A 20918-nucleotide genomic window follows, 5' to 3' on the forward strand; every position below is an offset into this window, starting at 1 on the left:
CTTGCTCGCACCGGCACCGCGATGGCGCTGTGCCGGTATTGATTCGCTACAGGCATGCCTGGGTGTGCAGTCGATAGCCCTCGACCAACGGTATCGCCTGGGGGTCGAGGGACAGTTGGCACTGCGCTTGAGATCGCTCTCCCCAGTTCACTTGCAGTTGCTGCGGGCGATCATGGGTGCTCAACAACGACTGGCCTGCCTGGCCCACTACACCCAGCACTTCACCGTCGCTGGCGGTGACCTGGGCACCGAAGGGCAGGGGGTGCCCGTTGGCATCGTGCAGCGTCAGCACCAGGCGCGATACCTGCCGCGCCTCGAAGCGTTGCCTGACCACCGCGCCTCGGCGCGGTACTACCTGGGCGGTGCCGTTGTCGATCTGCACGTCCAGCCCGAGACGGTCGGTGTTCAGTTCCAGGGCATTGCGCCGATAGGGTTGCAGAGCTGGCACGATGGCGAAGCCGTCGGCATTGGTACGTGTGTCGGCATTGAGCAGACCCACACCGGCAATCCCGGGGACCTCTATCAGCCCGGCGGTATCGCCCAGGTAAGGGCTGAACGCCACGCCATCGGCATGCATCAGCACGGCCCCACTGGCATTGAGGTTCAGGTTGCGATAGCCGTGGCCTTGGGTAAAACCGCTGCCCAGCGAGGCTTGTGGTCCTTGATAGCCCAGTGCCAGCGAGGCGACTTTATTGTGGTCATGCTCCTGGCTGACGCTGGCGCTGTAACTGAGTGCATCGTTGCCTCTGCCGCTGAGCGAGGCACGTTGGCTGTAGCCATTGTCACTTTTGCGCATCTCGAAGCTGGCGTTGGTGGAGCGTCCAAACTGCAACGGCATCGACAGCATCAGGCCAATTTGCTGGTCACTGCGGTTTTTGTCCGTCAGCGATTGCGAGGCATACAGGTTGTAGGTAATGCCACTGTGGTGGGTGCTGAAATTGAGCTGGTACTGCCGCTGGGTGGCGGAGTAGTGCCAATAGTCCTGTTGTGAAACGGTCAGGGTCAATGAACTGGACTTGCCCACCCGTTGGTGCGCGGAGGCCTCCAGGCGGCTGCGGCGCCCGCCCAGGAATTGGCTGTCGCGATTGCGCTGGTTCACTGCTTCGTCGAAATCCCGGTAGCCGGGCGTCGAATAGCGGTAGCCGGCAAAACGCAGGGTCGTCTGGGTGTTGAAGGACTTGCCATACCTTGCTGCGTAGCTCATCCCCTGCACCGCGCCGCCCGCACTGGCATCAAGGTCGGTGAGCGAGCGCGTGGCATCGACCGCCACTGCGCCGATTTCACCCAGGTCCTTGCTGATGCCCAGTGCCCCCGCTCGGTAGAATTCGCTGGCCATGAGCCCGCCGTACAGTGTGGCGTTCCAGTGCGTGCCCATGGCCAGGGTACCTTGCCAGAGCAGGGGCTTTTCCTGTGCGCTTGCAGGGTTGTAGCGTCCCAGCGTGGCACTGTAGCGCCACACACCTTGGCGCAACTGGTTGGCCAGTGTCGAGTAAGGCTGGATGAACCGGCGCACCTGGCCGTCCTCCTCGGTCAACACCACCTCCAGTTCGCCACTGCCCGAGGTGCTCAGGTCATCGATGACGTAAGGGCCCGCACTGACGTAAGTGGAATAGACCGGATAGCCGTTCTGCCAGATTTCCAGTTTCGAGCGGCTCTGTGCCACGCCTCGGATAACGGGGGCGTAACCCTGTTGCGAGTCCGGGAGCATGGACAGATCCGAGGCTACGCGCACGCCCGCAATCGGGACGCCGCGAAACACATCGCTGCTGGTGAAGGTTTCACCCAGGGTCAGGTTGGCGTGGGTGCCGGGCAGATCGCGTTGGACGTAAGTCTGGCCTCTGGTCCATTCTTGCAGGCCCTTGTTGTCCTGGCGCCAGGACTGAGTGCTGCGCAAGCGCCACTCGCCGAAATTCAGGCCGCTGTTGAGGTACAGATCGTGGCTGCTGGAGCGGCCTCGTGTGCGACTGTGACCTTGCTGGGTGGACGCCTGGTAATTGAAGAAAGCGGCATTGATGCCGCTACTTGAACGCGATAGGCGCCAGGTGCCAAGGACTGATCGGCGAGCAGTTTCTGCAGCGCCCACGCACTGGCTTGTTCGGGCTGCCCGGGCACCTGGTGCAGAAAGCCGCTCTCGAATTCAGGTTCGGCGTGACTTGCGGGAATGTGCAGCATTGCCGAAATGCTACCGAACAGGCAAAGGAGTGCGTGCCGCCGGCGGCTTACGGCACGCCAGTGATGGTGAAAAGAGTGCATGTGCAGGAGTCCTTGCGTAGAGCGCGGCGTTGCCTTAGCGGGCCATGCTTACCGGCGCCTTCACAGGCTCGGTATTGCCGCCGAAGTCGTTGATCACCGTGAACTGCGCCTGCAGGTCGGTGGCGGGCTTTATCCCGGTCAAGGGGTAGGCCTGGGTGCTGAGTGGCAAGAGCATGTCGGCAGATTTCAACGTGTAATGCTGGCCTTTGCCATTGACTTCCAAACGCCTGAACGTGATATGAAACGGTGTAGGGTTCTCCACCAGTAATTCGGCTTGTCCGTTATTGTTGTTGAATGAGAATTTCAACTCGTTAATCTGTCGGGTCAATGAACCGGTTATCTGGTGGGGGCGATAGAACAGTTTGATACGGGTGCGCAACGCAATATTCAATACGTTGTCGGCGTCTTTGTCGGTCTGCGGTATTTCCTGAACATTGAGGTAGAACAGGGATTCGCGGTCGGTCGGTAACGTGTTGGGCAATGCATTGATCTGCAGCTGTTGATCGTCGCCTGGGCCCAGGCGAAACAGGTGCGGGGAGGCGATGAAGGGTACCGGTATCGTCGCCATGTCCTCGGCAGTATTGACCCAGGCCTGCACGGCATAGGTTTGTTTGCTGGGGTTGCGAACGACGGTCGAAGCACTGGTCTTGTCGCTGACGAATACCAATCGGGTGCTGTTCAGGCTCAAGGCTGCGTGGCTGGCATTGAAGGGAGTGGCGAGCAGCAGCAAGGTCATCCAGGCAGAAGACACGCGCATGCATACGGCCAGTAGTGAATTTCCGGACATGGGATTGCTCCAGGTTCCAGGCGCGCGGGCGCGCCCGGAGGTTCAGCAGGGGGGGGATCATGCCCCTGGATTGCCCAGGGGCGCGCAGGTCACGGCGTTTCTACGGTGAAGTTGAGGTTGGCCGAAGCATTGCCTGCACCAACCGTTGCGACGGAGCGGTAGTAGGCCGTGAATGGCAAGCGAGTCTCGCCGGAGGCCTGCAGTGGTTGCGGGGTGGAGGGGCTGCCCGGAGCAACCAGGGTGTCGCTCCAGTCTTTCAAACCAAGCGCAACCCCTGGGGCGGGGCTGGCGCCGGTGACGGCGAAGTAATTGTTGTCAGTGCCATCTGCAGTGCCACTGAAGGTGACGTGCACTTCATCGCCCAACGACGCGCATTCGGACTTGTCTGGCACGATGAGTTCAAAACGCTTCTGGTTGACGTCCACGCCAACATTGCCTCCGAACGCCGCTTTAGGTAACGCTCCCATATCGATGGTAGTGCCAGCACCGCCGCCGGGCGGACTGATCACGATGGGGCAGGTCACGTCGGTGATAGAGCCTTGAAAGATGATATTTCCAGTGTTGGCAAATGCGCTGGTACCTGCGGTGCTCAATATTACGCCAGCTGAAAGGGCAAGCAGTGACTTCTTCATAAGATGTCCCGAAGTGGATGTTGTTTATGGTGTTGAAGCGTTTGAAGTGCGCGAGACAGCACTGCGCTGTATCGTTTAACTTGGCTTCGGGGGCATCTTATGAATTTGTGCTTTTGTTCTGCAATGGTTATTTCTTGGTGTGCTTAATATATTTTTAATCCAAGTGAAATATGGAGTTTTTAAAGTTGTAAATTCTGATGAGGGTAAGTATTAATTTAACCGGTCAAGTAAGTTCAAGGGTTGGGGTATAAGTTTTTTCTGGTTTTAATGTAAGGCTTGTATGTAGTGCAGGAAAGGGAAGGAAAGGCAAACAGGTGATGCGCGCAAGGAGGCGTCTCACGCCCGGGCGCGAGACGTCTGTAGGTAGGAGGTCAGTGCGTGCCGCCCTGGCCGAGCAGCTGTTTTTCCTGATGCCAGTCGAACGGTTCATCGTTCTGCTCAGCTTCGTAGCGGCGTTCTTCGAGCTGCTGGTACAGGGCGAGCTCTTCGTCCGGCATGAAGTGCAAGCAGTCACCGGCAAAGAACCACAGCAGGTCGCGAGGCACCAGGTGGGCAATTTGCGGATAACGCTGTATCACCTGGCAGATCAGGTCCTGGCCCAGGTACTGGCTTTGCAGCGGGTCCTGTGGCAACAGCGTCAGCAGTTCGTCGAAGCGTTCGAGGAACAGGGCGTGGCTTTCTTCCGGCACCTGCTCTGCCTCGCCCAGCGCCACCAGGATGGTGCGCAGGTGCTGGAGCAGTTGCAGGTGATATTCCAGGTGGGGGTTGGCCATGGAATGGGTCCTCGGTATGGCTGAAACGGGGGGCGGAGTATACGCCGCCCCCCGATGCTCGCGAAGGGTCAGCGCACCGTGCCGGGTTCAGCGAGCAGTTGTGCCTTGTCGAAGGCATCGACATCGATCACCTTGCGCCGCGCCTGTTCGGCATCGAGCAGGCGCTGACCTTCGCCAGGTTGCAGTACGCCTGCCTCGACGGCGGCGTCGATGCTGGATTGGCCGGGGGTTGGCTGGACTTTGCCTTCCTTGATGGCCTGGTGAAGTGCCTTGCGCAGCGGCGCCGTGTCGTCGAGCTGGTCGCTGGCCCTTTGCAGCGCGGCGACCGGGTCGTTTTCTGCTTGCGGGCGGTAACAGCCGGCGAGCAGCGCTTCCAGCGCCGGGTCGCCCTTGCGCCGACCGATCAGCTCGGCCACTTCGGCATCCAGTTCATCACTGGGCCCTGTATGGCGACGGCCGAAGGGGAATACCAGCACCCGCAGTGCGCAGCCGACAAAACGGTTGGGGAAGTTGTCGAGCAGGCGGTCCAGCGCATGCTCCGCCTGGCCCAGGCTTTCTTCCATGGCCCAGCGCAACAGCGGCTGCAGGTATTCGGGCGAACCCTGATCGTGATAACGCTTGAGGGCGGCGCTGGCGAGGTACAGGTAGCTGAGAACATCGCCGAGGCGGGCACTGAGGCGCTCGCGGCGCTTCAGTGCCCCGCCCAGCAGCATCATCGACAGGTCGGCCATCATCGCGAACGCCGCCGCCTGGCGGTTGAGGGCGCGGAAGTAGCCTTGGCTCAGGGCGTCGCCTGGCATCTGCTCCAGGCGACCCAAGCCCAGGCCGTAGATCAAGGTGCTGGCCGCATTGCCGGCGGCGAACATGATGTGCTTCATCAGCAGGTCATCGAACTCGACCAGCGCCTGGTCGCGGTCTTCGCGGGCGGCCAGGGCCATTTCCCTGAGCACGAAGGGGTGGCAGCGGATAGCGCCCTGGCCGAAGATCATCAAGTTGCGCGAGAGGATGTTGGCCCCTTCGACGGTGATGAAGATCGGCGCGCCCTGCCAGTTGCGCCCCAGGTAGTTGTTCGGGCCCATGATGATGCCCTTGCCCCCATGCACGTCCATGGCGTGCTGGATGCATTCGCGACCGCGCTCGGTGAGGTGGTACTTGAGGATCGCCGACAGCACCGAGGGTTTTTCGCCCAGGTCCACGGCCTTGGCGGTGAGCAGGCGGGCGCTGTCCATCAGCCAGGCGTTGCCGCCGATGCGTGCCAGCGACTCCTGGATGCCCTCGAAGGCAGCCAGCGGCACGTTGAACTGCTCGCGGATATTGGCGTATTGGCCAGTGACCAGGCTGGTGTACTTGGCCGCGCCGGTGCCCACGGCGGGCAGCGAGATCGAACGGCCCACCGACAGGCAATTCATGAGCATCATCCAGCCCTTGCCGAGCATGGCCTGGCCGCCGATAAGGAAGCTCAGCGGCACGAACACGTCCTTGCCGCTGTTGGGGCCATTCATGAACGCTGCGCCCAGCGGCAGATGGCGCTTGCCGATGTCCACGCCGGGGGTGTCGGTGGGGATCAGCGCCAGGCTGATACCCAGTTCTTCTTCCTCGCCCAGCAGATGGTCCGGGTCGTAGGCCTTGAAAGCCAGGCCCAGCAAAGTGGCGACCGGGCCCAGGGTGATGTAGCGCTTTTCCCAGTTCAGGCGCAGGCCGATGACTTCTTCGCCCTGCCATTGGCCTTTGCAGATCACGCCGGTGTCAGGCATGGCTCCGGCGTCAGAGCCGGCCAGAGGGCCGGTGAGGGCGAAACAGGGTATTTCGTCGCCGCGGGCCAAGCGTGGCAGATAGTGATTGCGCTGCTCGTCGGTACCGTAATGCAACAGCAACTCTGCCGGGCCGAGGGAGTTTGGCACCATCACCGTGGACGCAAGGTCGCCGCTGCGGGTGGCCAGTTTCATGGCAACCTGCGAGTGGGCGTAGGCGCTGAAGCCTTTGCCGCCATACTCCTTGGGGATGATCAGGGCAAAAAAACCATTCGCTTTGATGTGCGCCCAGGCCTCGGGCGGCAGATCCAGGTCCTGGCCGATCTGCCAATCGCTGACCATGGCGCAGAGCGCTTCGGTGGGCCCGTCGATGAAGGCCTGTTCTTCGTCGCTGAGGGTGGGCGCCGGATAAGCGAGCAGGGTACGCCAGTCGGGGCGGCCGCTGAACAGTTCACCGTCCCACCACACGGTCCCGGCGTCGATGGCTTCACGCTCGGTCTGCGACATCGGCGGCAAGGTGCGCTGGAACCACTTGAACACCGGGCCGCTGAACACCTTGCGCCGCCATTGCGGCAGCGCCACGAGGGCAGCCTTCAGCGCCAACACGATCCAGAACAGTGCCAGCAGCCAGCCAGGGGCACTGCTGAAAATGCCCATCAGCAGCACGTACGCGGCAATGCTGCCAAGAATCTGCAAGGGCGCCAGGCGCCGGTGCGTGAGGTATGCCGCGCCGATCACCAGCACCACCAACCACAACAGCAACATAATCGGTCCTCCTTGGAACCAAGGGCTTGAGCCGTCCCAGTCAGCTTAGACGTAACGCTGTGAACGGCAGGGTCAGAACAGTGACAGGGTGTGGCGGTCAGAGTTTCAGCGTTTTGTTTGTCTGTACCGGCCTCTTCGCGGGCAAGGCCGCGAAGAGGCCGGTACAGACGATAAAACTCTGGAGTAGACTGTCCCACCTCCGCATTCATAAGGACGTTGCCATGCTGAAGATCTGGGGCCGCAAGAATTCGAGCAATGTGCGCAAGGCGCTGTGGATCGCCCACGAACTGGGGCTGGATTTCCAATCGATCGACGCTGGCGGCGCCTTCGGCGTGGTCAACGAGCCGCACTACCGTGCCCGCAACCCAAACGGCCTGGTACCGATGCTGGAGGACGGCGACCTGACCCTGTGGGAGTCCAATACCATCGTCCGCTACCTGTGCGCCGAATACGGTGCAGAGCAGGGCTGGTACCTGGAAGATCCACGCCAGCGCGCCCAAGCCGACAAGTGGATGGACTGGACCACCTCGTCCTTCGCCGGGTCGTTCCGACCGCTGTTCTGGGGCCTGCTGCGCACCCCCGAAGACCAGCGCGACTGGGTGGCGATCAATGCCGCGCACAAGCAATGCGCTCAGTTGCTGGCCATTGCCGATGAAACGCTGGCCAAGCAGGCGTATCTATCCGGTGACCAGATCGGCATGGGCGACATCCCACTGGGTAGCTTCGTCTATGCCTGGTTCGAGATGCCCATCGAGCGCCCGGCCATGCGTCACCTTGAAGCCTGGTACGCGCGGCTCAAGACCCGCCCGGCCTACCAGGCTGCAGTGATGACCGCGCTGACCTGACCTTGCTTCGATAGTCATTATCAATACATGTGACTGTACTTGTGCGGCCTGGCCTTGCACCATGGCCGCACTCACTGCGCCAGTGATCTGCCCTGGCGTGTCCTGCACCTTTTTCTTCGGTAAGTGACCCGCTATGAGTTCCGCCCTGTCCATCCGACAGCTGACCAAGACCTACGGCAACGGCTTCCAGGCCCTCAAGGGCATCGATCTGGATGTTGCCGAAGGCGACTTCTTCGCCTTGCTCGGCCCCAACGGTGCCGGCAAGTCCACCACCATTGGCATCCTCTCGACCCTGGTCAACAAGACCAGTGGCACGGTGAACGTGTTTGGCCACGATCTGGACCGTGAGCCCTCGGCGCTCAAGCGTTGCCTGGGCGTGGTGCCGCAGGAGTTCAACTTCAACCAGTTCGAGAAATGCTTCGATATCGTCGTCACCCAGGCGGGCTATTACGGTATCCCGGCCAAGATCGCCAAGGAGCGCGCCGAACAGTATCTGACCCAGCTGGGTCTGTGGGACAAGCGCGATGTGCCGTCGCGCTCGCTGTCTGGCGGTATGAAGCGCCGCCTGATGATCGCCCGCGCGCTGATCCATGAACCACGCCTGCTGATCCTCGACGAGCCTACCGCTGGCGTGGACATCGAGCTGCGCCGTTCGATGTGGAGCTTCCTGACCGAGCTCAACCAGAAGGGCATCACCATCATCCTCACCACCCATTATCTGGAAGAGGCCGAGCAGCTGTGCCGTAACATAGGCATCATCGACCACGGCACCATCGTCGAGAACACCAGCATGCGCCAACTGCTGGGCAAGCTGCATGTCGAGACCTTCGTCCTCGACCTCAAGCAGGACCTGGCCACGGCGCCCGTGCTGCAGGGCTACCCGTGCCGGCTGCTGAGCCCGCACACCCTGGAAGTGCAGGTGGAAAAAGACAGCGGTATCACCGCGCTGTTCGGCCAGCTGGCGCTGCAGAACATCGAAGTGCAGAGCCTGCGCAACAAGACCAACCGACTCGAGGAGCTGTTCGTGTCCCTGGTGGAAAAAAACCTGTCGAAGGTGGCCGTATGAGTGTCGAACTGCGCACCAACTGGGTTGCCCTGCAGACCATCGTCTACCGCGAAGTGCGGCGCTTCCTGCGTATCTGGCCGCAGACCCTGCTGCCGCCGGCGATCACCATGGTCCTGTACTTCGTCATTTTCGGTAACCTGATCGGCCGGCAGATCGGTGACATGGGTGGCTTTACCTACATGCAGTACATCGTGCCGGGGCTGATCATGATGTCGGTGATCACCAACTCGTATGGCAACGTGGTGTCGAGCTTCTTCGGCAGCAAGTTCCAGCGCTCGATCGAAGAGCTGATGGTGTCGCCGGTGTCGCCGCATACCATCCTGGTCGGCTATGTGCTGGGTGGCGTGCTGCGGGGGCTGGCGGTCGGGGTGATCGTAACCATCCTGTCGCTGTTCTTCACCGACCTGCAGGTGCACCACCTGGGCGTGACGGTTGTCGTGGTGCTGCTGACCGCGACCATCTTTTCGTTGCTGGGCTTCGTCAACGCGGTATTCGCGCGCAACTTCGACGATATCTCGATCATCCCGACCTTCGTGCTGACCCCGCTGACCTACCTGGGCGGGGTGTTCTACTCGATCAACCTGCTGCCGCCGTTCTGGCAGACCGTGTCGCTGGCCAACCCGGTGCTGCACATGGTCAACTCGTTCCGCTACGGCATCCTAGGGGTTTCGGATATCAGTATTGGTACGGCGATCACCTTCATGCTGGTGGCCACCGCAGTGCTCTATGTGCTTTGCGTGCGGCTGCTGGTCAGCGGCCGCGGCATGCGCGCCTGACAGCCGTTGCTTGCGCCGGCGCCACTGCCGGCCAATCCACCAGCGCCAGTACAGCAGGGTGGCGAAGTAGGCGAGTACGCCGAGCACCACCCCGCACACCACCGAACCCAGCAAGAACGGTTGCCACAGCGTGGCCAGCTGGTCGGTGATCCATTCGAAGGTCAGTTCGTCCGGCAGGCTGCGTGGCGGAATCTGCATCAGCCAGGCGCCGGTCATGTAGGTGACGAAGAACACCGGTGGCATGGTCAGCGGGTTGGTCAGCCAGACCAGGCTGACGGCGATCGGCAGGTTGCCGCGCACCGGGATCGCCAGTGCCGCGGCCAGCAGCATCTGCATGGGAATGGGGATCAACGCGGCGAACAGGCCTACACCCATGGCTCGCGCCACCGAGTGGCGGTTGAGATGCCAGAGGTTCGGGTCATGCAGCAGCTTGCCGAAAAAGCGTAAGGACTTGTGTTCCCGAATACTGGTCGGGTCCGGCATGTAGCGTTTGAAAAGTCGGCGCGGCATGTAGGCTCCCGGAGCGTTGATTGGGGCAGTATGCCTCGATTCCCGGTCGGCCTCGTTTAGAGTTTGTGACAATTGTTGAGCGGACAAAGCCGGCTTTTCGTCTATGCCTCTGTAAGCGATGTTGCTTCTGGAGCTCTACTTCATGCGCACAGGGATGTTTGCGCTCGCGCTCGGGCTGCTGTGCCTGGGCCTGCTTCCCGTTTTGCCATCTGTCGGATGGCTTTTGCTGCTTTTGTTCGGCGCAATCTTTTGCCTGTGCACGCGGTTATGGCCACTGGGCTGTTTCGTGCTGGGGCTGTGCTGGGCCTGCTGGTCGGCCCAGCAGGCCCTGGATGATCGCCTGACCGCGGGCCTGGATGGCCGCACGCTTTGGCTGGAGGGCCGGGTCGTCGGCTTGCCGACGCGAACTGCGCAGGGCGTGCGCTTCGAGTTGGATCAGCCTCGCTCGCGCCGCGCCGAACTGCCCCGGCGCCTGCAATTGAGCTGGTTCGATGGGCCGGCCATACGGGCTGGCGAGCATTGGCGCTTGGCGGTCACCTTGCAGCGCCCGGTCGGCTTGCTGAACCCTCATGGCCCGGATCGTGAGGCCCAGCTGCTGGCGCGACGTATCGGCGCCACCGGCACGGTAAAGGCGGGGCAGGTGCTGCACCCGGTGGCTCCAGGGTGGCGGGATGCTTTGCGCGAGCGTTTGCTCAAGGTTGATGCCCAAGGGCAGGAAGCGGCATTGGTGGCCTTGGTACTCGGCGACGGGGCGGGCTTGGCCCGCGAGCAGTGGCAGACGTTGCAGGCTACGGGCACGGTGCACTTGCTGGTGATATCCGGGCAACACATCGGGCTGGTCGCGGGTTTGTTGTATGCCTTGGTTGCGGGCTTGGCGCGCTGGGGTCTCTGGCCGCGGGGATGGCCATGGTTGCCGTGGGCGTGCGGGCTGGCGCTGGCGGCGGCGCTGGCCTACGGCTGGCTGGCCGGCGCCGGCGTGCCGGTGCAGCGAGCCTGCCTGATGCTGGCAGTGGTGTTGTTGTGGCGCCTGCGTTTCCGCCAGCTTGGGGCGACGTTCCCGCTGTTGCTGGCGTTGATTCTGGTATTGCTGGTCGAACCCCTGGCGGCGTTGTTACCCGGCTTCTGGCTGTCGTTCGCAGCGGTGGCGATCCTCATCTACAGCTTTGCCGCACGGATTGGCGGTTGGCGACCCTGGCAGGCCTGGGCGCGGGCTCAGTGGGTGATCGCTGTCGGTCTTTTGCCGGTGCTGTTGGCTACAGGCTTGCCGGTTAGCCTGAGTGCGCCTGTGGCCAACCTGCTGGCGGTGCCCTGGGTCAGCCTGGCGGTGTTGCCGCTGGCATTGCTCGGTACGCTGTTATTGCCACTGGCAGGTGTCGGCGAGGGCTTGCTGTGGGTCGCGGGCGGCTCGCTGGATCTCCTGTTTCGCCTGCTTGCCTTGATGGCGCAGTGGCGGCCGGTATGGATGCCGCCGGCACTGCCGGTATTGGCCTGGTTAATGGTGTGTGCCGGGGCTCTGCTGCTGTTGCTGCCTCGTGGTGTGCCGCTTCGCGGCCTTGGCGGGGTCATGCTGCTGGCCCTTTGGCTGCCGCGGGATTCGGTACCGCATGGGCAGGTCGAGGTCTGGCAGCTGGACGTTGGTCAAGGCTTGGCGGTACTGCTGCGCACGCGTCATCACAGCCTGCTCTACGACGCAGGCCCTGCGCGGGGTGACAGTGACCTGGGCGAGCGTGTGGTGTTGCCGACCTTGCATAAATTGGGTGTGCGGCAGTTGGATGTGATGTTGATCAGTCATGCTCATGCCGACCATGCCGGTGGCGCTGCGGCCATCCACCGAGGCTTGCCGGTCAGGCGGGCCATTGGTGGCGAAGCGCTGGCCGACGTTCAGTTGCAACCTTGCACCCGTGGCGAGCGATGGACATGGGACGGCGTGGGCTTTTCTCTCTGGCGCTGGTCGGACGGGCAGAGCAGCAATGACCGCTCCTGTGTGCTGATGGTCGAGGCACAAGGCGAGCGGATGCTGTTGGCGGGGGATATGGAGGCCGGCGCCGAGCGGGCTTGGCTGGCGGATACCGAAACGCCTGCTGTCGATTGGCTGCAGGCGCCGCACCATGGCAGCCGTACATCCTCCAGCGAGGCCTTCATCCGCGCCACGGCACCCCGTGGGGTGCTGATTTCGCGGGGGCGCAACAACAGCTTCGGGCATCCGCATGCGCAGGTGGTCGAGCGGTATCGGCGGCATGGGGTAGTGGTGCATGACACTGCGGTGGACGGGGCTTTGCGGGTGGTGTTGGGTGGGCAGGGGGAGGTGGCGGGAGTGCGTTGGCAGAGAAGGTTCTGGCGGGGGCGGTGAGGTTGGGGCTGATAGGTGCCTGCCATGAGATCTTCAGCGCCTGTGACATCGAACTGTGATGGCGAACACTCGCGAGCCCCAGCAGCATTTCCCTGACCTCCGGCAGATGAGCCCCTTGCGCTCCTGTGTTAGAGTGGCGGCCTTTTTCCAGAGGGCGTTTACTGTGTGGGAATTGGTCAAGTCCGGTGGTTGGATGATGCTGCCGATCATTCTGAGTTCCATCGCCGCCATGGCTATCGTCGTCGAGCGCCTGTGGACCCTGCGCGCCAGCCGCGTTACCCCGCCGCACCTGCTGGGCCAGGTATGGATATGGATCAAGGACAAGCAACTCACCAGTGACAAACTCAAGGCCCTGCGTGCTGATTCGCCGCTGGGCGAGATCCTCGCGGCGGGCCTGGCCAATTCGCGCCATGGCCGCGAAATCATGAAAGAGTGCATCGAGGAAGCCGCCTCGCGCGTCATCCACGAACTGGAGCGCTACATCAGTACCCTCGGCACCATCGCTGCCATGGCGCCGCTGCTCGGCCTGCTGGGCACCGTGCTGGGCATGATCGACATTTTCAGCGCTTTCATGGGCTCGCAGATGACCGCCAATGCCGCGGTGCTGGCCGGTGGTATCTCCAAGGCCCTGGTCACCACCGCAGCCGGCCTGATGGTCGGTATCCCGGCGGTGTTCTTCCATCGCTTCCTGCTGCGCCGCATCGACGAACTGGTGGTGGGCATGGAGCAGGAGGCGATCAAACTGGTGGAGGTGATCCAGGGCGACCGCGAAGTGGAAGTGGCCGGAGGCAAGGCGTGAAGTTCCGGCGCAATCGCCAGCGGGAGAACGTCGACATCAACCTCGCATCGCTGATCGATGTGGTGTTCGTCCTGCTGCTGTTCTTCGTGGTCACCACCACCTTCACCCGCGAGACCCAGTTGCGTGTCGAGCTGCCCGAGGCGGCGAGCGCCGAGCAGCCGCCGGCGGACCAGGGCAAGCTGGTTGAAGTGACCATCAGCGCCGATGGCGTGTATTCGGTGAACAATCACCTGCTACCCAAGAGCGACCTGGCGACCCTGACCGAGGCCATCGAGCGCGAGTCGGGGGGTGACAACAAGTTGCCGCTGGCCATCAGCGCCGATGGCAAGACCCCGCACCAGGCCGTGGTCACCGCAATGGATGCCGCCGGCAAGCTCGGTTTCAGCCACCTGCGCATGACCACCGTCGAGGCTGCCCAGGGGACACCTTAATGGCGCTCGCCGACCGCTTGCTCGCCGCCTGGTACGCCGGGCATCCGGCCCTGGCGCTGCTGCGCCCGCTCGAAGCGCTGTACCGGCGCGTGGTGACGCGCAGGCGCGCGCGTTTTCTCAGTGGTGAGAGTGCCAGCTACCGGGCACCGGTGCCGGTCATCGTGGTAGGCAACATCACCGTGGGTGGCACCGGCAAGACACCGATGATTCTCTGGCTGATCGAGCATTGCCGTCGCCAGGGCCTCAAGGTTGGCGTGGTCAGCCGTGGTTACGGTGCCAAGCCGCCACACTACCCATGGCGTGTGGACGCCAGCCAGCCAGCCGCACAGGCCGGCGACGAACCCTTGCTGATCGTCCAGCGCACGGATGTGCCGCTGATGATCGACCCTGACCGATCTGCTGCGGTAAAGGCGCTGCTGGCCAGCGAGCCACTGGACCTGATCCTGTGTGACGATGGCATGCAGCACTACCGCCTGGCCCGTGACCTTGAACTGGTGCTGATCGATGCTGCCCGTGGCCTTGGCAATCGCCGTTGCCTGCCGGCCGGGCCGCTGCGCGAGCCTGCCGAGCGGCTGCAGGATGCCGACGCCGTGCTGTTCAACGGCGCCAGTGAAGACCGCGCCGAGGGTTTCGCTTTGCGCCTGCAGCCGTCCGCCCTGGTGAACCTGCGCAGCGGCGAGCGCCGTGGGCTGGATCATTTCCCGGCAGGCCAGCGCCTGCACGCGGTTGCTGGTATCGGCAACCCGCAACGTTTCTTCAATACCCTGCTGGGGCTAAACTGGCAACCGGTGCCGCATCCCTTTGCCGACCACGCGCAGTTCAGCGCCGAAAGCCTGGCGTTCAGCCCGGCGCTGCCGCTGGTCATGACCGAGAAGGATGCGGTGAAATGCCGGGCCTTCGCTGCCGATGACTGGTGGTACCTGGCTGTCGATGCACAGCCTGCGCCAGCCTTCGGCGCCTGGTTCGACAGCCAGCTGCAGCGCTTGCTGCGCAAGCCCTGAGCCCTACTTCAATTTCTGGCCATCCGGCCTCAAGGACGCTCCCATGGACACCAAACTGCTCGATATCCTGGCCTGCCCGATCACCAAGGGCCCGCTCAAGCTCAGCGCCGACAAGACCGAGCTGATCAGCAAGGGCGCAGGCCTGGCCTACCCGATCCGCGACGGTATTCCGGTGATGCTGGAAAGCGAAGCTCGTACCCTGACCGACGACGAGCGTCTGGACAAATGAGCGTGGATTTCACCGTGGTAATTCCTGCCCGGCTGCGCTCCACGCGTCTGCCGGGCAAGCCATTGCTGGCGATCGCCGGCAAGCCGATGGTCCAGCACGTCTGGGAGCAGGCGCGCAAGAGCGGCGCCAGCCGTGTGGTCATCGCCACCGATGACGCGAGCATCTTAGAAGCCTGCCAGGCCTTCGGCGCCGAAGTGCTGATGACCCGCGTCGACCATGAATCGGGCACCGACCGCCTGGCCGAAGTGGCCGAGCACCTGGGCCTTTCGGCTGAGGCCATCGTGGTCAACGTGCAGGGTGACGAGCCGCTGATCCCGCCAGTGATCATCGACCAGGTGGCCGCCAACCTGGCTGCCCACCCGGAAGCGGGTATCGCCACCCTGGCCGAGCCGATCCATGAGCCAGAAACGGTATTCAACCCCAATGCCGTCAAGGTGGTCAGCGACAAGAACGGCCTGGCCCTGACATTCAGCCGCGCGCCGCTGCCTTGGGCCCGTGATGCCTTTGCCAAGGATCGTAACGTGCTGCCGGAAGGCGTGCCGTATCGCCGCCATATCGGCATGTACGCCTACCGCGTCGGCTTCCTCCAGGATTTCGTCAGCTGGGGCCCGTGCTGGCTCGAGCAGACCGAGGCCCTGGAGCAGTTGCGTGCACTGTGGCACGGCGTGCGCATTCACGTCGAGGATGCTATCGAAGCGCCAGCCGTGGGCGTCGATACCCCTGAAGACCTGGAGCGCGTACGGCGCTTGCTGGAGGCCTGATGCGCATCCTGTTCGTCTGCCTCGGCAACATCTGCCGATCGCCCACCGCCGAAGGCGTGCTGCGTCATCAGTTGCAGGCCGCCGGCTTGGCTGAGCAGGTGCATGTGGCGTCTGCCGGTACCGGCGACTGGCATGTCGGCAAGGCACCTGACAGCCGCACCTGCAAGGCTGCGTTGGCGCGTGGTTATGATTTGTCGCAGCAACGTGCCCAGCAGGTCAAGCCGGCGCATTTCGCCGAGTACGACCTGATCCTGGCCATGGATGAAAGCAACCTTGGCCACTTGCGCGCCCTGCGCCCACACGACGCCGCTGGCGAACTCGACCTGTTCCTGCGCCGCTATGGCGCGGCCCTGGACGAGGTGCCCGACCCTTACTATGGCGGTGCTGAGGGCTTCGAGCAGGTGCTCGACCTGATCGAGGCTGCGTGCCGCGAGCTGGTCGTGGAAATCAAGGGGCGGTTATGACAGCGGTTTGGCAGGAACAGGTTTCGCTCAAGCCCTACAACACCTTTGGCATCGATGTGAAAGCCCGTTATTTCACCCAGGCGCACAGCGATGAAGACGTGCGCGAGGTGCTGGCTCGGGCGCGCCAGCGCAAGCTGGCGGTGCACGTGATCGGGGGTGGGAGCAACCTGCTGCTGACTCGCGATATCGACGCAGTGGTGTTGCACATGGCCAGCCGTGGTCGGCGAGTCATGAGCGACGATGGCGAACGTGTGGTGGTCGAAGCGCAAGCGGGTGAACCCTGGCACCCGTTCGTGCAATGGTCGCTGGCCCAAGGCTACTGCGGCCTGGAAAACCTCAGCCTGATCCCCGGCACCGTGGGGGCTGCGCCGATGCAGAATGTCGGCGCCTATGGGGTCGAGATCAAGGATGTGTTCGCCGGCCTGACTGCGCTGGACCGTGAAACCGGAGCACTGCGCGATTTCAACCTGGAGGCCTGTGCTTTCGGTTACCGCGACAGCGTATTCAAGCGCAACCCGGGGCGTTGGTTGATTCTGCGTGTACGCTTTGCCCTGCGCCATGAGCTGCAGGCACATCTGGACTATGGCCCGGTGCGCCAGCGGCTGGCGGAGCAGGGCGTCGAACAACCGACCGCGCAGGCGATCAGTGACGCGATTTGCAGCATTCGTCGCGAGAAATTGCCGGATCCCGCCGAGCTGGGTAATGCCGGGAGCTTCTTCAAGAACCCGGTCGTGTCGGCTGAGCAGGTGGCGCGCATCCGTGCCCAGTATCCGGGTGTGGTCGCTTATCCCCAGGCTGATGGCCAGGTGAAGCTGGCAGCGGGCTGGCTGATCGAACAAGCGGGCTGGAAAGGTTATCGCGAGGGAGATGCCGGGGTGCATCGGTTGCAGTCGCTGGTGTTGGTCAATCATGGCCAGGCGAGTGGTGCGCAGGTGCATGCGCTGGCGCAGCGGATCCAGGCGGATATCCTGGAGCGGTTCGGGGTGGCGCTGGAGATGGAGCCCAACCTGTACTGATCGATCTGCCGCTGTTGCCTGCTTCGTGGGTAAACAGATAGCCAAGAAAAAGCCCCGCCAGTTCGCACTGGCGGGGCTTTTTCATTCAGCCTTGGCTATCAACCGTGATGAGGCTTGTGCTCATCGGCGGTTTCCAGCACGCCCTTGGCAGCTTCCTCGGCGGCTTTGGCAGCAGCCTCGGCCTCACGCTTGCGGCGACGCACTTCACGAGGGTCGTTCGGGGCGCGGCCGTTTGGCAGCATTACGGTAGCGGCCGGAGCTTGTTCCGCAGGGGCCTGCTCGACAACTACCGGTGCGGCTTCGACGGCTGCAGGCGCAGTTTCTGCGGCCACTACAGGCTGGGCATCGGCGACAGGCGCTGGCTGCTCGGCGACTGGGGCTTGCTCGACCGCGACCTGGGCCTTCTCGGCTTCACCGGCCTCGACGACCGCCGCTTCGGCAACTGGCGCTTCAACGGCGGGTGCATTTTCAGCGGCAGGCACTGCGACCGGTGCTTCGGCAACGAGCACTGGCTCTGCAGTGGCAGGAGCTTCTTCGGCCACAGGCTGTGGTGCGACCTCGACCACTGGCTCGACGCCGGCTTCGACCACGGCGACGGGGCCGCTGACTGGCTGCTCGACCACCGGTGCGATGGCTGCCTGCTCGGCCTGGGCAACCTCTTCAACCTGCTCGGTCGGCTGGGCGACTTCGCTGTTTTCAGTGGTCACAGCTTCGGCGTTGGCGCGTTCGGCCTGCTGGTTGGCTTCAGCCTCTGCATTGGCGCTGATCTGGCTGCTGGCGACAGCGGCGGTGACGGCCAGGCCGGCTGCCAGCTCGGCGCCAAGCGCAGTGGCCTGGTGCTGTTGCGGCTGTTCTTCGCTGCCTTCTTCCTCGCTGCCTTCGATCAGCTCGCCATTGGCATTGCGCTGACGCTCACGGCGGTTGCTGCGGCGACGCTGGCCACGGGAGCGACGACGCGGACGCTCATCATCGGTGCCTTCCTGCTCATCCTGCAGCAGCTCTTCGTTCGGCAGTTGCTCCTCGGCGAGCTCGGCAGCCTGCTCGGCGGCTTGTTCGGCCGGGCGTGGCTGGCGCTCTTCGCGCGGTGGGCGTGGCTGGCGCTCTTCACGAGGAGCGCGCTCTTCACGCGGGGCACGCTCTTCGCGAGGTGCGCGTTCTTCACGTGGGGCACGCTCTTCGCGAGGGGCGCGCTCTTCACGTGGGGCACGTTCCTCGCGAGGTGCGCGTTCTTCACGTGGGGCACGCTCTTCACGAGGTGCACGCTCCTCGCGGGCTACCCGTTCTTCACGCGGCTGACGCTCTTCGCGTTCGGCCGGTGCGGCGTCCAGCGGCTCACGCAGTTCGCGTACGCGTTCTTCGCCGCGGTTGCCACGGCGGTCTTCGCGTGGCGGGCGCGGGGCGCGTTCTTCACGCGGAGCGCGCTCTTCACGAGGTGTGCGTTCTTCACGTGGGGCGCGCTCTTCGCGAGGTGCGCGTTCTTCACGCGGTTGGCGCTCTTCACGCGGGGCGCGCTCGGCGCGCTCTTCACGCGGCTTGCGCTCTTCATCGCGACGGCCGTTGCGGTTGCGGCTCTGCTGGCGACCGTTGCGGCGCTCTTCGTTGCGTTGGCTGCGCTCGGCGGCCGGCTTTTCAGCGGCAGCGACGACCGGTGCGGCGGCAGGCTCTTGCTTGCCGGCGAACAGGCTGACCAGCGACTTCACCAGGCCCTTGAACAGGCTTGGCTCAGGCGCGCTCGGCGCACGTGCTGCCGGTGCGGCCGCTTGAGGTTGCTCTTCGGCGGCGCTCGGTACCGGGGCGTTGGCGCGGGCCGGGGCGGTCTTGACCGCAGCTTCCTGGCGAACCAGGGTGCGGGTGGCGGTCGGCTGCGGCGCTTCTTCGGCTTCGGCGGCGGCGATTTCGTAGCTGGACTGGTTGTTCAGCACTTCCGGGTTGTCGTCGCGCAGGCGCTGGACTTCGAAGTGCGGGGTTTCCAGGTGGTCGTTCGGCAGGATGATGATGCGGGCGCGGGTGCGCAGTTCGATCTTGGTGATCGAGTTGCGCTTCTCGTTGAGCAGGAAGGCTGCGACCGGGATCGGCACCTGGGCGCGTACTTCGGCGGTGCGGTCTTTCAGGGCTTCTTCTTCGATCAGGCGCAGGATGGCCAGCGACAGCGATTCGACGTCACGGATGATGCCGGTGCCGGAGCAGCGCGGGCAGACGATGCCGCTGCTTTCGCCGAGCGACGGGCGCAGGCGCTGACGGGACATTTCCAGCAGGCCGAAGCGCGAGATGCGGCCAACCTGCACGCGGGCACGGTCGGCTTCCAGGCATTCACGCACACGCTCTTCCACGGCGCGCTGGTTCTTCGCCGGAGTCATGTCGATGAAGTCGATGACGATCAGGCCGCCGATGTCACGCAGGCGCAGCTGACGTGCGATTTCCTCGGCCGCTTCCAGGTTGGTCTGCAGGGCGGTTTCTTCGATGTCGCTGCCCTTGGTGGCGCGCGCCGAGTTGATGTCGATGGACACCAGGGCTTCGGTCGGGTCGATCACGATCGAGCCGCCGGACGGCAGGTCGACGACGCGCTGGAAGGCGGTCTCGATCTGGCTTTCGATCTGGAAACGGTTGAACAGCGGCACGCTGTCTTCGTAGAGCTTGACCTTGCTGGCGTACTGCGGCATCACCTGGCGGATGAACGTCAGGGCTTCTTCCTGGGCATCGATGCTGTCGATCAGCACTTCGCCGATGTCCTGACGCAGGTAGTCGCGGATGGCGCGGATGATGACGTTGCTTTCCTGGTAGATCAGGAAGGGCGCGGCCCGGTCCTGGGACGCTTCCTTGATGGCGGTCCACAGTTGCAGCAGGTAATCGAGGTCCCACTGCATTTCTTCGCTGCTGCGGCCAAGGCCGGCAGTGCGTACGATCAGGCCCATGTCGCCCGGTACGGTCAGGCCGTTCAGGGCTTCACGCAGTTCGTTGCGCTCTTCGCCTTCGATACGGCGCGAGATGCCACCGGCACGCGGGTTGTTGGGCATCAGCACCAGGTAGCGGCCAGCCAGGCTGATGAAGGTGGTCAGGGCGGCGCCTTTGTTGCCGCGCTCTTCCTTCTCGACCTGGACGATGACTTCCTGGCCTTCGCTCAGGACTTCCTTGATGTTGACCCGGCCTTCAGGGGACTTCTTGAAGTACTCGCGGGAGATTTCCTTCAGCGGCAGAAAGCCGTGACGTTCGGAGCCGAAGTCGACGAAGGCGGCTTCGAGGCTGGGCTCGATCCGGGTGATCTTGCCTTTGTAGATGTTGGCCTTTTTCTGCTCGCGCGCGCCGGACTCGATGTCCAGGTCGTAGAGACGTTGGCCGTCCACCAGGGCTACACGCAACTCTTCAGGTTGAGTTGCGTTAATCAGCATTCTTTTCATGTTGTACCGTCGGTTTCCGGGCTGCCGGAAACGGCGTGCGGCACACACGACTTCTCATGGTCGGTGCCAAGGTGCGCAAAGGGTGGCCGGGCCACCCCCGTGTCGAGCAACGTTCGGCACCAGCCGGTTGCCCAGCCTGCCGTTGTCGCGACGACGCGTCCTGTTTGCTGCGGTGCCTACCAGGCCCCGGTGGCTTCGAATGGGTATCCGAATCAACCAAGCGGGCCTCGTGCACTCAGTCAGGAGGAGGAATCAACCGTCAGCCGTGGACGCCCGGAGGCATCTGTTCAGGACCTTATCCGCTCGCCGGCCGT

18 protein-coding genes are annotated in these 20918 nt (G+C 63.5%); 11 read left to right on the plus strand and 7 right to left on the minus strand.

Going from position 1 to position 20918, the window contains the following annotated elements:
• Positions 1-46: 46 nt before the first annotated feature.
• From CQW31_RS14785 to CQW31_RS14805, 5 genes are all read right to left on the minus strand, one after another.
• Entirely contained in the window at positions 47-1894 is a 1848-nt protein-coding gene (locus CQW31_RS14785; protein ID WP_256587407.1) for a fimbria/pilus outer membrane usher protein, read from the minus strand.
• A 393-nt stretch (positions 1895-2287) separates the two neighbouring features.
• Positions 2288-3040 (minus strand): molecular chaperone, encoded by a 753-nt coding sequence (locus CQW31_RS14790; RefSeq protein WP_099814814.1) that lies wholly within the window; start codon positions 3038-3040, stop codon positions 2288-2290.
• Between the two features lie 89 nt (positions 3041-3129).
• On the minus strand, positions 3130-3672 hold the full coding sequence (locus tag CQW31_RS14795) for a fimbrial protein (protein WP_099814815.1): 543 nt from the start codon (positions 3670-3672) through the stop codon (positions 3130-3132).
• 371 nt (positions 3673-4043) lie between these two features.
• Positions 4044-4445, minus strand: coding sequence for a PA2817 family protein (locus CQW31_RS14800; RefSeq protein WP_099814816.1), 402 nt, complete (start codon positions 4443-4445; stop codon positions 4044-4046).
• A gap of 68 nt (positions 4446-4513) precedes the next feature.
• Positions 4514-6961, minus strand: coding sequence for an acyl-CoA dehydrogenase (locus CQW31_RS14805; protein ID WP_099814817.1), 2448 nt, complete (start codon positions 6959-6961; stop codon positions 4514-4516).
• Positions 6962-7182: 221 nt separating this feature from the next.
• On the opposite strand from CQW31_RS14805, the gene CQW31_RS14810 reads away from it, so the two are divergent.
• The 3 genes from CQW31_RS14810 to CQW31_RS14820 all read left to right on the plus strand — a co-directional run bounded on the left by CQW31_RS14810 (position 7183) and on the right by CQW31_RS14820 (position 9648).
• Positions 7183-7806, plus strand: a complete 624-nt coding sequence (locus CQW31_RS14810) for a glutathione S-transferase (protein ID WP_099814818.1) — start codon at positions 7183-7185, stop codon at positions 7804-7806.
• Between the two features lie 133 nt (positions 7807-7939).
• Positions 7940-8872, plus strand: a complete 933-nt coding sequence (locus CQW31_RS14815; RefSeq protein ID WP_054883736.1) for an ABC transporter ATP-binding protein — start codon at positions 7940-7942, stop codon at positions 8870-8872.
• On the plus strand, positions 8869-9648 hold the full coding sequence (locus CQW31_RS14820) for an ABC transporter permease (protein ID WP_099814819.1): 780 nt from the start codon (positions 8869-8871) through the stop codon (positions 9646-9648). Before CQW31_RS14815 ends, CQW31_RS14820 begins: the two co-directional genes overlap by 4 nt.
• Here the strand turns inward: CQW31_RS14820 and CQW31_RS14825 are convergent.
• Complete coding sequence (locus CQW31_RS14825) at positions 9532-10158, minus strand: DUF2062 domain-containing protein (RefSeq protein ID WP_143524221.1); 627 nt, start codon at positions 10156-10158, stop codon at positions 9532-9534. The genes CQW31_RS14820 and CQW31_RS14825 overlap by 117 nt on opposite strands.
• A 142-nt stretch (positions 10159-10300) precedes the next feature.
• Between CQW31_RS14825 and CQW31_RS14830 the strand changes: the two genes are divergently transcribed.
• The 8 genes from CQW31_RS14830 to murB all read left to right on the plus strand — a co-directional run bounded on the left by CQW31_RS14830 (position 10301) and on the right by murB (position 17209).
• Positions 10301-12508, plus strand: coding sequence for a DNA internalization-related competence protein ComEC/Rec2 (locus CQW31_RS14830; RefSeq protein ID WP_099814820.1), 2208 nt, complete (start codon positions 10301-10303; stop codon positions 12506-12508).
• Positions 12509-12671: 163 nt separating this feature from the next.
• Positions 12672-13307, plus strand: a complete 636-nt coding sequence (locus CQW31_RS14835) for a MotA/TolQ/ExbB proton channel family protein (RefSeq protein ID WP_023379394.1) — start codon at positions 12672-12674, stop codon at positions 13305-13307.
• Positions 13304-13738 carry a biopolymer transporter ExbD gene (locus CQW31_RS14840; protein ID WP_054883740.1) on the plus strand — a complete coding sequence of 145 codons (435 nt, stop codon included), beginning with the start codon at positions 13304-13306 and terminating at the stop codon, positions 13736-13738. Before CQW31_RS14835 ends, CQW31_RS14840 begins: the two co-directional genes overlap by 4 nt.
• Positions 13738-14739: a tetraacyldisaccharide 4'-kinase gene (gene lpxK / locus CQW31_RS14845; RefSeq protein ID WP_099814821.1), complete on the plus strand. Its 1002-nt coding sequence runs from the start codon at positions 13738-13740 to the stop codon at positions 14737-14739. Before CQW31_RS14840 ends, lpxK begins: the two co-directional genes overlap by 1 nt.
• A gap of 43 nt (positions 14740-14782) precedes the next feature.
• Positions 14783-14968: a Trm112 family protein gene (locus tag CQW31_RS14850; protein WP_003247142.1), complete on the plus strand. Its 186-nt coding sequence runs from the start codon at positions 14783-14785 to the stop codon at positions 14966-14968.
• Positions 14965-15729 carry a 3-deoxy-manno-octulosonate cytidylyltransferase gene (kdsB, locus tag CQW31_RS14855; protein ID WP_099814822.1) on the plus strand — a complete coding sequence of 255 codons (765 nt, stop codon included), beginning with the start codon at positions 14965-14967 and terminating at the stop codon, positions 15727-15729. The genes CQW31_RS14850 and kdsB overlap by 4 nt, the downstream gene beginning before the upstream one ends.
• Positions 15729-16193: a low molecular weight protein-tyrosine-phosphatase gene (locus CQW31_RS14860; protein WP_099814823.1), complete on the plus strand. Its 465-nt coding sequence runs from the start codon at positions 15729-15731 to the stop codon at positions 16191-16193. Before kdsB ends, CQW31_RS14860 begins: the two co-directional genes overlap by 1 nt.
• Positions 16190-17209, plus strand: a complete 1020-nt coding sequence (gene murB, locus CQW31_RS14865) for a UDP-N-acetylmuramate dehydrogenase (protein WP_099814824.1) — start codon at positions 16190-16192, stop codon at positions 17207-17209. Before CQW31_RS14860 ends, murB begins: the two co-directional genes overlap by 4 nt.
• A 98-nt stretch (positions 17210-17307) precedes the next feature.
• Here the strand turns inward: murB and rne are convergent, their stop codons facing one another.
• A complete protein-coding gene (rne, locus tag CQW31_RS14870) occupies positions 17308-20604 on the minus strand; it encodes a ribonuclease E (protein WP_099814825.1) in 3297 nt (1098 codons plus the stop codon).
• Positions 20605-20918: the final 314 nt, after the last annotated feature.

The sequence above is a fragment of the Pseudomonas sp. 382 genome (assembly GCF_002759075.1).
In the GTDB taxonomy this organism is placed as follows: Bacteria; Pseudomonadota; Gammaproteobacteria; order Pseudomonadales; family Pseudomonadaceae; genus Aquipseudomonas; species Aquipseudomonas vlassakiae.

What these genes read in the sequence shown, in the direction of transcription:
- CQW31_RS14790 (WP_099814814.1), bottom strand. Translation starts at nt 3,040, where the DNA reads ATGTCCGGAAATTCACTACTGGCCGTATGCATGCGCGTGTCTTCTGCC.
- CQW31_RS14795 (WP_099814815.1), bottom strand. Translation starts at nt 3,672, where the DNA reads ATGAAGAAGTCACTGCTTGCCCTTTCAGCTGGCGTAATATTGAGCACC.
- CQW31_RS14800 (WP_099814816.1), bottom strand. Translation starts at nt 4,445, where the DNA reads ATGGCCAACCCCCACCTGGAATATCACCTGCAACTGCTCCAGCACCTG.
- CQW31_RS14805 (WP_099814817.1), bottom strand. Translation starts at nt 6,961, where the DNA reads ATGTTGCTGTTGTGGTTGGTGGTGCTGGTGATCGGCGCGGCATACCTC.
- CQW31_RS14810 (WP_099814818.1), top strand. Translation starts at nt 7,183, where the DNA reads ATGCTGAAGATCTGGGGCCGCAAGAATTCGAGCAATGTGCGCAAGGCG.
- CQW31_RS14815 (WP_054883736.1), top strand. Translation starts at nt 7,940, where the DNA reads ATGAGTTCCGCCCTGTCCATCCGACAGCTGACCAAGACCTACGGCAAC.
- CQW31_RS14820 (WP_099814819.1), top strand. Translation starts at nt 8,869, where the DNA reads ATGAGTGTCGAACTGCGCACCAACTGGGTTGCCCTGCAGACCATCGTC.
- CQW31_RS14825 (WP_143524221.1), bottom strand. Translation starts at nt 10,158, where the DNA reads ATGCCGCGCCGACTTTTCAAACGCTACATGCCGGACCCGACCAGTATT.
- CQW31_RS14830 (WP_099814820.1), top strand. Translation starts at nt 10,301, where the DNA reads ATGCGCACAGGGATGTTTGCGCTCGCGCTCGGGCTGCTGTGCCTGGGC.
- lpxK (WP_099814821.1), top strand. Translation starts at nt 13,738, where the DNA reads ATGGCGCTCGCCGACCGCTTGCTCGCCGCCTGGTACGCCGGGCATCCG.
- CQW31_RS14850 (WP_003247142.1), top strand. Translation starts at nt 14,783, where the DNA reads ATGGACACCAAACTGCTCGATATCCTGGCCTGCCCGATCACCAAGGGC.
- kdsB (WP_099814822.1), top strand. Translation starts at nt 14,965, where the DNA reads ATGAGCGTGGATTTCACCGTGGTAATTCCTGCCCGGCTGCGCTCCACG.
- CQW31_RS14860 (WP_099814823.1), top strand. Translation starts at nt 15,729, where the DNA reads ATGCGCATCCTGTTCGTCTGCCTCGGCAACATCTGCCGATCGCCCACC.
- murB (WP_099814824.1), top strand. Translation starts at nt 16,190, where the DNA reads ATGACAGCGGTTTGGCAGGAACAGGTTTCGCTCAAGCCCTACAACACC.
- rne (WP_099814825.1), bottom strand. Translation starts at nt 20,604, where the DNA reads ATGAAAAGAATGCTGATTAACGCAACTCAACCTGAAGAGTTGCGTGTA.